Here is a 12,817-nt window from a genome sequence, read left to right as displayed (position 1 = left end):
CAATCAGAAGTCCTCAAAAAGTGTTTAACTTTTTGAGGACTTTTTTTGTGCACGTTCTTTTGTGGTAGAAAATCATGTTAAGTTGGCGTTTCTTTTTGAGTTGGCGCTTCTTATTGTCTGGACATGAGAAAGCATACATTTTTGTCCATTGAAAAACCATAAATTGAAAAACCTGATTTAGAATTGATTGTTTAATAATAAAGAGTTTGGAAGAATTGATCTTTTGGCATCAGAAAAGACGGTTCTTGTTGAATTGCGATTAAGGTAGATTTTTTGTCTTCAAAATAGCGACTGCATGTATACAGAAAAACTTAATTTTTTGGCGTTTATCATTCCCTTATTTTTAATCTTGATGGTGTTGGAATATTGGTATAGCCTCAAAAAACAGAAACGTTTTTATTCTTTTGATGAATCGATCTCAAATCTCAATGTTGGTATCGTCGAGCGTATGTGTGATATGTTTTCTGTTAGTTTATTTTACTTTTTTTTCGTTTGGGTGTATCAAAACTTTGCGATATTTCACATTGAAGCTAATTTTTGGACCTGGGTTATCCTTTTCCTATTTACAGATTTTCTCTGGTATTGGTATCATCGCTATAGCCATGAAATAAACTTGTTGTGGGCGGCTCATGTTGTACATCACCAAAGTGAAGATTATAACTTTACCGTAGCAGCCCGGATCACCATATTTCAAGCCGTTTTCCGTTCGTTATTTTGGGCTTTTATTCCCCTTTTGGGATTCCCTCCCTTTATGATGACCGCTATTCTGTTGATTCATGGCGTATATCCATTTTTCTCCCATACGCAGACCGTAGGAAATTTGGGGATTTTAGAGCGTGTATTTGTAACGCCATCTCACCACCGGGTGCATCATAGCAGCAATGAAATCTATTTGGATAAGAATTATGGAGATATCCTGATTATTTGGGATAAGCTATTTGGAACATTTATCCCAGAGCAAAAAGAAGAACCTTGTGTCTATGGACTCACAAAACCCATTCACCGCTACACTTTTCTATGGCAGCATTTTCATTATTTATTTGAAATTGGTTTGTCATTTAAGCGGGCGGAAGGATTTAGGAACAAAATGCGGACTATCTTTGGTAGGCCCGACGATATACAGCCTGAAATTCGCGAAGAACTGGAAGAGCGCATATTTGCAGGAGCTAGGCCCCAAGCTCATGCACAGGTGTTAAGCCGCTATATCTTTTTTCAGTCGATGTTGACGATGCTCCTGCTTTTCTTTTTTTTGCTTTACGGTAATTATCAGCAACTCATACAACTCCTTATTGGCGGAGGATTTATTCTCTGTAGCGTCATTTGTATTGGGGGGCTTCTAGAACATGAAGATTGGGTTTTTCCACTTGAGATGCTTCGGTTATTCTTATTACTGCTGTATATCGGTCTAACTTTTTATTCAACATTGGGGCTTGTTTTGGTAGGATGTTTCGCTTTGATTCAATTGATTTTTTATAAAACGTTAGCAGGTCACTATAAAAAAGTTTTGCGTCTTGAAAGATGTTGAAAATTGACTTCTGAAGAGCCATTCCCTGTGAATGGTAGACGCAGTCAAATTTGTGAGGGCGTTGTTACTGTCAATTATTTGCCTGCTGCTGTAACTAAGTCCGCAAATGATTGACAATAGGATCTGGCCATAATATCCCAGCTATATTGTTTTAGGGTATTTTGTTTAAATTGTAGGCTTAGGTTTTTATAGTGGACTGGATTTTCTAAAATGGCTTGAAGTTGTTCAATCCATTCGTTTTGGTTTTTGCTTGTCAGGAGCAGGCCATTGCAATTATGTGTCACGGCGCTTGTAATTCCTTCTAATTTGGCGGCCACAACAATGGTGCCTGCTGTGGAAGCCTCCAAACAAACGAGCCCAAAGCCTTCCATATCTCCCGCCACTTCAATATTGGGCATCAAGAAGGCCTGTGCGTTGGTCAAGAGGCTTTGCAGTTGTTGGAATGGGACTTTTCCAAGATGTTCAATTTTTTCGGGATATGCTTTCAGTAATTTTCGGATCTCCCCTTGATCGGTCGGAAATCCGAGGAATAAGGTGATTAAATGATTTATCTTTTTTGGTATAAGCTGCAATAGGCGTTCTTTCCATGTAGGTTCGTGATCGAATGGACCCACCATCAGTAATTTGAAATCACCCTGAATAGCGGGAATGACATGTTTCATCAACCACGAGAAACCCTTCCGTTTAACAGGGCGTCCCAAAGTGATGAAATAGGGCTTGTTTTCGCAGGCTGGTTCATTGTTTTGAGTGGAGTGGTGTATCGGATCTACACCGTTGGGTATAACAATAATTTTGGATGGATCGATACCACGTAACTGTGCGGCGTCGGCGGTAGCTTGGCTAACCGCAATAAGCTGATCAAATGTATTAAACCGCGGTATGATCTTACGTTGAAAATAGCTAAAGGGAAATACGATATCCAGTCCGTGAAGCGTGGCAACACGTTTTAAATGGGGATACCCTTTGTGAAAAGAGGCTAAAGACGCAATTAACCCATCATTAAAGTGAATAAGCTTGATGCCAGGGTTATCGTTAATTTTGGCTAGAATTCGGCGATTCAGCTGGAAGAAGAAGGCTAAAAGAGGTTCCCTGTTGTCATAGACTAAGGTGTGTACCTTCAAGTAAAGAGCCGCAGTATTGATCAGTTCAAAGCTTTGTTTTTCCATACCGCCAACACTTGGTGGATATTTGTGGCTGACAAATAGTATTTCTATTTCAGATGGGTACATGAACTGGTTTCTTTTTGATGCATAGATAAAATATAAAACCCAGCGCTACCCAGGTGAGCTGTCGACCGCGACGTAATAATGAAGCACTGAGCCAAATACTACCCCCTGTAATACCGATCATATGGAGAAGGAGCTTATTGGCGATTTCTTCAATACCCAGTTGTCCTGGAATAAAAGCACCGATGCTTTTCAGCACAATGACACTCATGTCCACTATTAAACCATGTATTGGTTGTACTGCAACACCCAAAAATTTTAGAATATAATAGAATTCAAGGCTGCCAATAATCCAATGTAGTGCAAAAAGTAAGTAAGAATACCAAAAAACCTTATTTTGATGTCGATAAAAGTCTTTTACACTCCAAAGTAGTGACTGAGAATGCGCTTTTGCTTTTCCAAAAAATGTTGCTGTCGAAGCCTTGGTTTGTGAGGGACTTTTTGCAGCTATTAACCAATAAAGTATCAGGATCATCAGAAGGAACAGAAATAGACAGATAATATAAATTACTGGCCCTGCGTAGCGTATAATTTCATTTTTTAAAGGAGAAAATATCAACCAAAGCATAGCAATCAAAAAGAGAGTCAATTGAGATAGTACGGCGGTAATACGGGATATAGCAACTGAATTCAATCCTTCTTTTAACGGAATGTCATAACGGGTTATCAATTGTACCTTTAATAAGTCACCACCTATAATGCTTGTAGGATTGAATAGTCCAACGGTTTCCCCGATTTGACGGATGGCAAAGAGTTCGATCAGATTGACCTTCTTTTTTGCGGAGCCCAAGCATATCCACCAAGCTAATGTGCCTACAAAATAGGCCGCGCAAGTCGTAAACAAAATAACAATGAAGCGATAACCAACTGAGGAGAGCTCTTTTTTCAAGGCATTTAAGTCGCTTTTCGCTAAAAAGACAGTGATGGACGCCAGAATCAAAAATAGAAAAATACCTTTGATGAGTTGGCTTGGGTTTGTTAGTTTGCCCATGCCAAATCGACTTCCTGTGTTTTGTCAATCAATAGTTCAATGTCATTAAAATAGCATCCAGATAGTCTATTCCAATCCAGTTGTCCGACATAGGATAGACCTTCAGTAATGAGATTCTTTTTTAAGCTCACGTCAGAGAGAATTTTTTTGAGGTAGTAAACATATCCAGCTGCATTTTCAGGTTGACACTTAAATCCATTTTTCCCGTGCTGAATCAAGGAAGCCGAACCCCCACCATCGGCGATAACACAAGGAAGTCCGGATGCCAATGCTTCGACAACAACATTTCCGTACGTTTCTGAGACCGACGGAAAAACAAAAGCATCTGCCGAAGCATATAGAATTGCAAGCTCATCATGGCTTTTCTTTCCTAAGAAAATGGCATTAGGCATCTCTTGCATTGCAATTATTTTGGCTGTTCCTTCACCGACAACAATGAAATTATAGTCAAGATTCTGAGCTTGTATCTGTTGATAGATTTCAATAAGCGTTTTAATATTTTTTTCCCAGACGATACGACTGATAAAGAGGATTGTTGGTTTGTCATTCTTTGTGATAGTCTGCAGCTGAGATAGATTCTTTTTATTGGGATTAAACAAGGCTGTGTCTATTCCTCTTTGCCACAGTTTTAATCCTTCTTGTTGTAAGCCGATCTGCTGTAATTCGTTTAGAATAGATTTGGTGGGTACATAGACAATATCACATTTGTTATAAAAGTTATTCATTGCTTTTTTCATCCATTGTTCAGTTGGCTTGACCAAGGGGAGTATGTTTTTGAAATAATAGGCAATGTATGAAATGAAGTGTGTATGATAGATCGTAAGGACAGGAATACCTTTCCGTTTGGCATAATTTAATGCGAAAAAACCTAAAAGGGAAGGCGTAGCAATGTGGATCATGTCGGGAGCAAATTTATCTAAGGCGAGCTCAAGTTTCTTTTTAATAAGCTGTGGAATAGCGAGACAATAATCGTCGTTGACCGGTATTTTGAATGTGGGTACCTTGTAAGAATGAAAATTGCGAAATTGCGTAGGGCCGCCACCATAAATAAAAAAATAGTTGAATTTCTGCTGGTCTATACGGTTTATTAGCTGAAACATTGTCCGTGATGCACCGTCGAAATCCTCGACGAGTATCTCTGTAAAGAAGGCTACCTTTCTCATGTTATTCTTATTAGGGGTTGTATAAAAATAGCTGAAAGCTGTAACTCCTATGCTATGCAGGTATTAACCTTTTGTCATTATAGTGTTTATAAATTATTAGTTTTTAATAATTTGTGCATAATTATTAAAAATAGAATTAATTGAATATGATAATAGAGCTAATGTTGGCGCAGTAGCTTTGGAGTGAACGAAATATTCAATCCATGCTATTAGATCTATTGTTCGAAAAAAAAATTAGACCTAAGGGTTTTCGAAAGATTGTCATCTTATTTATTTGTGCATCTGCCGGTGTTATGTTGGGTTTTAAGTTGAAGCCAAAACAACAACCGAAGCTCAGTAATTCGGTATATGCAGCTATGCCGGAAGCGACTTACGGAAAGCTAAATTTGTTAACGTACAATATAGCAGGTCTCCCTGAATTGATTTCCAGTGCTGTAACCGAGCGGGCTTCTAGTATTACGTCGATCGGCAATCGGATCAATGGGTTTGATATTGTCAATGTACAGGAAGACTTTAACTACAACAAGTTTCTTTACAGCGAAAATACGCATAGCTACCGAACGGCAAATATGGGTGGGGTACCTTTTGGGGACGGGCTGAGTACACTTTCAAAATATCCTATTGTTGAGTTTGAGCGGATAGGGTGGACTGATTGCAATGGCGCAGATTGTCTGACTCCTAAAGGCTTTTCTTATGCTCGAATTCAATTGGCCAAAGAGGTATTTATTGATGTTTATAATGTACATGCGACAGCTCAGGATGATCAGAATGCAACGATTGCCCGGCAGAACAATATAAATCAGCTGAAATCCTATATCAAAAAGTATTCGGCTGGCAGACCACTTTTGATTATGGGCGACTTTAATGCACATTATGCTTACGAGCTGGATAACATCGGTTCTTTTCAGAAGGACTTAGGTTTGGTAGATGCATGGGTAAGTTTACGCAACAAAGGTGATATTCCTGGGCCTCAAGTGAATTTTGAAGCGAAAACAGCATTGGAGTTGACAGAGGATTGCGAAGGTATTGATAAAATTTACTATCGCAATGATCATCATTTGCTATTTGAGGCAAAGAATTATCAGGTTCAAAAAAAACTTTTTCAAAACGAAGAGGGCCAGGATTTATCCGACCATTGTGCAGTGTCCTTACAATTAGGCTGGCGTGTTGTCAAATCTTCGGTTCAGTAAAATAAAAATAAAACTTTCTCAATTCTTTCATATCAATCGCGATTAGCACTGAACCCCTCAGTGCTTTTTTGCGTATTAAAAAAGCCCCATAAAATGAATTATGGAGCCTTTATTAAATTGGGATAAATTATCTTATTTATACATTTCTTCACGTTGTGCTTTAACCACATCGCTATTAATGTATTCATCGTAAGTCATCAATTTGTCGATGATACCTTTCGGAGTCAATTCGATGATTCTATTGGCAACAGTTTCAGTCAATTCGTGGTCACGGGATGTGAACAACATTGATCCTTTAAAATCAGACATACCGTTATTTAGAGCAGTGATAGATTCTAAATCCAAGTGATTGGTGGGCTCATCGAAAACTAGGAAGTTGGCACCCTGAAGCATCATGCGAGAAAACATACAACGCATTTTTTCTCCCCCTGAAAGCACAGATACCTTTTTCATAACCTCTTCACCGGAAAACAACATTTTCCCTAAAAATCCCCGTATAAATTGTTCGTCTGCTTCTGGGTTAGTTGTATAGTCTCTCAACCAATCGACTAAATTATCATTTTTTCCTTCGAAGAATGCGGCATTTTCAATCGGCATATCGGCAGGAGTGATGGTAATACCCCATTTGAATTCCCCGCCGAAATCGGTGTCTCTACCAGTGATAATGTCGTAAAATGCTGTGGTCACTAATGAATTTGGACCTAGAACAGCGATTTTGTCACCTTTATTAATCATAAACGTGATATCCTTGAAGAATACCTCGCCATTGACCGTTTTGCTTAATCCTTCGACTTGTAGCGTTTGATCTCCCGGTTCACGATTCATGGTATTGAACATGATGGCCGGATATTTACGGTTGGATGGTTTAATTTCGTCAATATTAATCTTATCCAATGCTTTCTTACGAGAAGTAGCTTGTTTGGATTTGGAAGCGTTGGCAGAGAACCGACGGATAAATTCCTGGAGTTCTTTCACTTTATCTTCCATTTTCTTATTTTGATCAGAACGTTGCTTTAACGCTAATTGAGAAGATTCGTACCAGAACGAGTAGTTACCCGTATAGATTGTCATCTTACCAAAATCAATATCCACCGTGTGCGTACATACAGCATCCAGGAAGTGACGGTCGTGGGATACAACTAAAACGATTGCTTCATAACTTGCTAAAAAATCTTCTAACCATGCAATGGTGTTGATATCCAAATCATTGGTAGGCTCATCGAGAATCAAAATATCTGGTTTGCCAAATAATGCTTGAGCCAAGAGTACGCGGACTTTTTGGTTACCGTCGATTTCAGAAACTAATTTATAGTGCAGATCTTCTTTGATACCCAAACTGCTCAATAAAGTTGCGGCATTAGATTCGGCATTCCAGCCATCCATTTCAGCAAAAAGACTTTCCAGTTCGCCGGCGCGTTCGCCGTCGGCATCAGAGAAATCCTCTTTCATGTAAATGGCATCTTTCTCTTTCATGATTTTGTAAAGCTCTTGGTTACCCATCATGACAGTTTCAAGAACAGTAAACTCATCGAAAGCATAGTGATCCTGACTTAAAACAGACATGCGTTCGCCTGGCGTGAATGCCACTGAACCTGTCGAAGGATCAACTTCCCCTGAGATAATTTTTAAGAAAGTAGATTTACCTGCTCCATTAGCACCGATAATACCGTAACAGTTTCCAGGTGTGAATTTTAAATTGACATCTTCGAATAGTATACGTTTACCAAAACGAAGGGAGAGATTGGACACATTAATCATGCTGCAAAGATACGTTTTAATCTTGGATTTTTAACTATTTACGGTGATCAGTTACGTGGAGAAATTGAAGGTAGCAATGTTGCGGAATTCAGCAGTTTTCAGCACCTGTGGCAAAACAGTATTCTGTGAAATTTCAATGGGCGGAAATGATCTTTGCAATGAAGTGTGAAATGCAGTTATGTTTTGCAGATATTGGATTAATAAATTATAAATATTGTGTCAGTGATTTAAATTGGCTTCTTTTTTGTGGACAAGAGCTGAAATGAAATCAATTATGAAAAGAAATAGAATAACGGGTGTCGTTATACTTGCTGTTGCTTTTTTGTTTAATATTCAAGGAGCCTCAGCCCAGTTTGGAGGACTTTTGGATAAAGCAAGCAAAGCCGTTGCTTCCAAAGGGAGTAAGGTACTGGGATTGGATAAGTTGCTAAAGGAACCTGAAGCAATCAGTACAAGTTTTGAAGATGTAAATAGAAAAGGGGAGCAAATGCCCGATTTTCAAAATACGGCGGTTTATAAACCTTTAGAAAATTTACAAAAGAATGGTAGTGATGGTTATGTATTGGAAGCCGGTCATTTTGAAATAACCAATAAGAGCTATTGCTTGAAAGCGGGTACCTATGCACCTTCAAAAGGCGATGGATATATGTATGCGCCTACTCTTGGTAAAAAAAGAGAAGTGGTCATTGCAATTTTAAAAAGTGCTGAAAAGCACCCAGAAGTAGCACAATCTGACATACAGATGCTATTGTGGACGATCATTGCGAAGACAAAATTTATTGATTATTCGGGCCCGGTGAAAGAGACAGCCTTAAAATTGCTTACAGCTGAACAAATTTTGCATTTGGAAGGTGGTGCGCTCGGCGTTTTGCCATTTGACGTTGTCCAAAAAGCAAAAGACCAGATGCCACCGGCAGTACAGACAATCTTCGAAGCGGAAAATAATATTCGGCAGCTAGTTTCCTCAGGAAACTATTCGTACGCTGATTTTGAACAATATGCAATCTTAGCTGGTATGGCTGAGCCTCGTACAGACGTGCCAAGTGGTATTTGGACGCTTCATCCCGATGGCTACTATGTTCGCTATTTCCCAAGTGGTTATGCGATTACCAAAGTTCAGGTGTATGTCCCTCAAGAATTGATTACAAAATTGAATGGTAAGAAGCTTGTATACGATGCAACAGATGATATTGCCTGTCCGGCAAATACGGGGTCGCAACGGTTAGCGCAAACAAATGAACCGGTGCGTCATTAAGATGTGAGGTATTGAAAGTTCGATAGGAAGTGAAGGGGGGGAAGGAAATTTAATGAATAAGGGAGATCTACTGATCTCCCTTATTCATTAAATTTCCTCTTTTGCCTCCTGTATAATATATAAACAATGACAATGATAGCGATGATTGCTAAAATAATGTAATGGGAACCTGAATGTTGGGTTTTATCCTCTGTCGTCTGCGCATATGTAAAATTTGCTACGAAAAGAAGCACCATGAAAATCCACTTCTTGCACATAATAAACGGTTTATTAACTATAGTAGCAAGCTAAGTATTTTTTGCAACAAAGTCAAATTAATTCGGTAAAAAATAACTAAGATTTTTATAAAATTTTAATGCATAACCTCTGTTTCTCACATTTGATTCGTTATGTTCGAAAAATAAAAGGATAGCAGAAGAGCTTTTGTCTTTTTTATTCGCTTTTTGGTTCTTTTACCACTAATAAAACACAGCTAAATCGGCTGTCTCCCATTGGATATCGCTCGGGATATTGTCCCTGGAATTCGGTAAATGGTCCTAAAAATCGTATCTTGTGAACCTTTGTAAGCGTTTTTAGATATTCAAATCATGTCAAAACTTATCAATTTAACTGTCTTTAGAGAATTCTTAAAATCCAGCTTTGCTGGCGGAATTATACTTTTTTCCTGCGTTATTCTGGCATTGATCGTAGCAAACACGTCATTGTATGCCAGTGTAATGGAATTTTTGAACCGGGAAGTAGGCTTTGAGAGCGGTCATATTCATTTAAAATATTCGTGGTTGTTGTGGCTCAACGATGGTTTGATGGCTATTTTCTTTTTACTGGTGGGACTCGAGATAAAACGTGAAATTGTAGAGGGTGAACTCTCATCGCCAAGTAAAGCAATCCTGCCCATTTTGGCTGCGGTTGGTGGGGCGCTTTTGCCTGCCATCATTTATTTTGTATTAAATCAGGGAACCAATACTGCAAACGGCTGGGGAATCCCTATGGCAACAGATATTGCATTTGCTTTAGCGGTTATCACGCTTCTGGGAAATAAGGTACCTGCCAGTCTTAAGATCTTTTTGGCTGCACTGGCCATTGTTGACGACCTACTTGCCATATTGGTTATTGCGATCTTTTATAGCAATGGTATTCATGCGACCTATTTATTTATTGCTTTAGGTATCTTTTTGTTTTTGATCGTGTTAAATAAATTGGGCGTTAAAGCGATATGGGCTTACCTGATTCCGGGACTATTTATTTGGTACTTTGTTCACCACTCGGGTATTCATGCAACAATAGCAGGCGTGCTGGTGGCCATGACGCTACCGACAACACCGGACGCGAAAGAATCTCCCCTAGAAAAACTTGAGCATCTTTTGACCAAACCTGTCAATTTCATTATCATTCCTCTGTTTGCATTTGCGAATACACTTATTCCAATCCATGGTGAAATGATTGGAGGTTTGACTTCAAAATTGGGGATCGGTATTATCCTTGGTCTAATCGCTGGTAAATCAATTGGGATATTTTTGATCTGTTTTATTGCTAAAAAATTGAAGATTGCGCAATTACCGGAAGGGGCTGGCTGGAAACAGATTTTTGGTGTCGGCTTATTGGGCGGAATCGGTTTCACGATGTCAATCTTCATCTCGATACTGTCATTTGATGATAGCATGTTGATTGAAGAAGCAAAGTTCGCAGTTCTGATCGCGTCTTTATGCGCCGGCTTGTTAGGCTATATCGTTTTGAATGCAGTGTCAGCCACAAAGAAAACACAGGTTATTGATTAAATTTTGCATAGATAGCAGTCGTACGTTTGGCTTACAATGTCGTACGTTTGACATACAATAATGTGTAGGACCGTTTTTTTTGGTCAAATTCAGTCCTGATTCCTTCATGGATTAATCCTATCTGAGGGTTAATTTGGAAGAGGATAACGAGCTATAGGTATTAATTTTAGACTTTTATGAATTAGATTTAGTAATTTAGGGCACAACAATAAAAACAATACGTTGAGATTTGATGAATTTGGCTTTGTTCCAGCTTTGGAAGAAGGTTTAGAAAGTATGATGTTTGAGGAGGCTACGCCGATCCAAGAACAGACCATCCCGATTATTAAAGAGGGAAAAGATATGATTGCCTGCGCACAGACAGGTACAGGTAAAACAGCAGCCTATATGTTGCCCATCCTCGATGCAATAGCACGGAATTCAAGGGAATCTATTCTTGCAATTATCCTTGTCCCAACCCGGGAACTTGCCATGCAAATTGATCAGCAGATTATGGGCATGTCTTATTACACGGGTGCAACATCCATAGCCATTTATGGTGGGGGCGACGGTATGGGCTACGAACAGCAAAAACGGGCTATACGAGAGGGGGTAAATATCATTGTAGCTACGCCGGGAAGGTTGATAAGCCATCTTACCTCCATGAAGATTGATCTCTCTCATTTAAAGCACTTTGTTTTGGATGAAGCTGATAGTATGCTGGATATGGGGTTTCAAGACGATATTTTACGTATTGTAAGTTATTTACCGAAGAAAAAGCAGATGCTTTTGTTTTCGGCTACGATGCCGATGAAGATCAGATCTTTTGCCCGAAAAATTCTCCAGGAGCCTGTGGAGGTCAATATTGCCATTTCTAAACCTTCGGAAGGGATAGATCAACGTGTATATCTTGCCTATGATCAACAGAAAATGGAGCTCCTGAAGAATATACTGAAGGATCCCAATTATGTATCTGTTATTATTTTTGCATCCCAAAAAACTACGGTCAAACTTCTCGCTCAGGAATTACAGAAGCAGGGGATTGATGCGGAGGGTTTCCATTCGGATCTCGAACAGTCGAAACGGGAAGATATTATGGCCAGATTCCGGTCTCGTCAGGTGCGGGTACTGGTAGGGACAGATGTGATATCTCGCGGTATCGATGTGGTGGGGATCAGTTTGGTCGTTAATTATGATGTTCCACCGGATCCGGAAGACTACGTACACCGTATTGGACGTACTGCGCGGGCAGCAACTACAGGAACGGCCATTACCTTTGTCAATGAGAAAGACCAAAACCGTTTTGCTCAGATTGAGAATTTAATAGGTTATCCGATTGAACAACTTCCATTGCCAGAGGGGTTTGAAGCAGGGCCCATTTACAATCCTGCCAAAAAGAATCCACAGCATAAGAAGAAGCGTTTCAATAGGAATAAAAATAAAAACTATCAGAAAGCTAAAAGAGCCTGATTTTAAAATGCAAAGCCCCCATATGAGAAAAATGTGGGGGCTTTGCATTTGAGTATATATTTTATTCAACAGTCCACTATTTTATTCAACAGTCCACACGGCCAATTCATATCCATCAGGATCCTGGAACTGAAATCTCTTTCCACCGGGAAAGCTAAAAATATCTTTTAATATAGTCCCGCCAGCGCGGATAACCTGATCACGCGTAGCCTGCAGATCGTCGGCATAGATAACGACGAGAATACTGCCATTTATTGGGTTGCCAAGTGTGAAACCACCATCCACATATTTCCCACCAAAAGCTGTATATGCTGGCCCGTAGTCCGTAAACTCCCAGCCAAAACTCGTTGTGTAGAATGCTTTGGCACGTTCAAGGTCGCTTGATACAAACTCAAGGTATTGGATCTGCTGGTTGACAAATTTGTTTTCTGTACTGCTATTGCTCATAACGGAACTATCTATTTAATGTATGTATAATAAATTGC

At 39.4% G+C, this 12,817-nt stretch carries 10 protein-coding genes; 5 read left to right on the top strand and 5 right to left on the bottom strand.

The genetic code is table 11. The annotated features are described in order from the left end of the window. Positions 1-295 precede the first annotated feature (295 nt). On the top strand, positions 296-1,525 hold the full coding sequence (locus tag M2419_RS01525; protein ID WP_202883745.1) for a sterol desaturase family protein: 1,230 nt from the start codon (positions 296-298) through the stop codon (positions 1,523-1,525). Between the two features lie 74 nt (positions 1,526-1,599). On the opposite strand, the gene M2419_RS01520 is transcribed toward M2419_RS01525, so the two are convergent. The 3 genes from M2419_RS01520 to M2419_RS01510 are packed head-to-tail and all read right to left on the bottom strand — an operon-like array spanning position 1,600 to position 4,905. Beyond that, a complete protein-coding gene (locus M2419_RS01520; RefSeq protein ID WP_228280198.1) occupies positions 1,600-2,754 on the bottom strand; it encodes a glycosyltransferase family 4 protein in 1,155 nt (384 codons plus the stop codon). Then, entirely contained in the window at positions 2,741-3,742 is a 1,002-nt protein-coding gene (locus M2419_RS01515; RefSeq protein ID WP_182331299.1) for a lysylphosphatidylglycerol synthase transmembrane domain-containing protein, read from the bottom strand. The genes M2419_RS01520 and M2419_RS01515 overlap by 14 nt, the downstream gene beginning before the upstream one ends. Beyond that, positions 3,730-4,905, bottom strand: a complete 1,176-nt coding sequence (locus M2419_RS01510; RefSeq protein ID WP_259254099.1) for a glycosyltransferase family 1 protein — start codon at positions 4,903-4,905, stop codon at positions 3,730-3,732. Before M2419_RS01510 ends, M2419_RS01515 begins: the two co-directional genes overlap by 13 nt. A 203-nt stretch (positions 4,906-5,108) precedes the next feature. Between M2419_RS01510 and M2419_RS01505 the strand changes: the two genes are divergently transcribed. Continuing rightward, positions 5,109-6,095, top strand: a complete 987-nt coding sequence (locus M2419_RS01505) for an endonuclease/exonuclease/phosphatase family protein (protein WP_182331300.1) — start codon at positions 5,109-5,111, stop codon at positions 6,093-6,095. 132 nt (positions 6,096-6,227) lie between these two features. On the opposite strand, the gene M2419_RS01500 is transcribed toward M2419_RS01505, so the two are convergent. After that, positions 6,228-7,853, bottom strand: coding sequence for an ABC-F family ATP-binding cassette domain-containing protein (locus M2419_RS01500; RefSeq protein WP_153846346.1), 1,626 nt, complete (start codon positions 7,851-7,853; stop codon positions 6,228-6,230). A 274-nt stretch (positions 7,854-8,127) separates the two neighbouring features. On the opposite strand from M2419_RS01500, the gene M2419_RS01495 reads away from it, so the two are divergent. The 3 genes from M2419_RS01495 (at position 8,128) to M2419_RS01485 (ending at position 12,332) form a co-directional block, all read left to right on the top strand. Next, positions 8,128-9,108: a hypothetical protein gene (locus M2419_RS01495; protein WP_153848359.1), complete on the top strand. Its 981-nt coding sequence runs from the start codon at positions 8,128-8,130 to the stop codon at positions 9,106-9,108. Between the two features lie 587 nt (positions 9,109-9,695). Beyond that, positions 9,696-10,883: a Na+/H+ antiporter NhaA gene (gene nhaA / locus M2419_RS01490; protein WP_159730954.1), complete on the top strand. Its 1,188-nt coding sequence runs from the start codon at positions 9,696-9,698 to the stop codon at positions 10,881-10,883. 222 nt (positions 10,884-11,105) lie between these two features. Next, the gene (locus M2419_RS01485; RefSeq protein WP_153848361.1) at positions 11,106-12,332 is read left to right on the top strand and encodes a DEAD/DEAH box helicase; all 1,227 of its coding nucleotides are present in this window, start codon (positions 11,106-11,108) and stop codon (positions 12,330-12,332) included. An 81-nt stretch (positions 12,333-12,413) separates the two neighbouring features. Here the strand turns inward: M2419_RS01485 and M2419_RS01480 are convergent, their stop codons facing one another. After that, on the bottom strand, positions 12,414-12,779 hold the full coding sequence (locus M2419_RS01480) for a VOC family protein (protein WP_182331302.1): 366 nt from the start codon (positions 12,777-12,779) through the stop codon (positions 12,414-12,416). Positions 12,780-12,817 lie beyond the last annotated feature (38 nt).

The sequence above is a fragment of the Sphingobacterium sp. BIGb0116 genome, from assembly GCF_024808035.1.
Classification (GTDB): domain Bacteria; phylum Bacteroidota; class Bacteroidia; order Sphingobacteriales; family Sphingobacteriaceae; genus Sphingobacterium; species Sphingobacterium paramultivorum.
The sequence above is the reverse complement of the archived record's forward strand: the minus strand, read 5'-3'. Positions and strand labels throughout refer to the sequence as shown.

What these genes read in the sequence shown, in the direction of transcription:
- M2419_RS01525 (WP_202883745.1), top strand. Translation starts at nt 296, where the DNA reads ATGTATACAGAAAAACTTAATTTTTTGGCGTTTATCATTCCCTTATTT.
- M2419_RS01520 (WP_228280198.1), bottom strand. Translation starts at nt 2,754, where the DNA reads ATGTACCCATCTGAAATAGAAATACTATTTGTCAGCCACAAATATCCA.
- M2419_RS01515 (WP_182331299.1), bottom strand. Translation starts at nt 3,742, where the DNA reads ATGGGCAAACTAACAAACCCAAGCCAACTCATCAAAGGTATTTTTCTA.
- M2419_RS01510 (WP_259254099.1), bottom strand. Translation starts at nt 4,905, where the DNA reads ATGAGAAAGGTAGCCTTCTTTACAGAGATACTCGTCGAGGATTTCGAC.
- M2419_RS01505 (WP_182331300.1), top strand. Translation starts at nt 5,109, where the DNA reads ATGCTATTAGATCTATTGTTCGAAAAAAAAATTAGACCTAAGGGTTTT.
- M2419_RS01500 (WP_153846346.1), bottom strand. Translation starts at nt 7,853, where the DNA reads ATGATTAATGTGTCCAATCTCTCCCTTCGTTTTGGTAAACGTATACTA.
- M2419_RS01495 (WP_153848359.1), top strand. Translation starts at nt 8,128, where the DNA reads ATGAAAAGAAATAGAATAACGGGTGTCGTTATACTTGCTGTTGCTTTT.
- nhaA (WP_159730954.1), top strand. Translation starts at nt 9,696, where the DNA reads ATGTCAAAACTTATCAATTTAACTGTCTTTAGAGAATTCTTAAAATCC.
- M2419_RS01480 (WP_182331302.1), bottom strand. Translation starts at nt 12,779, where the DNA reads ATGAGCAATAGCAGTACAGAAAACAAATTTGTCAACCAGCAGATCCAA.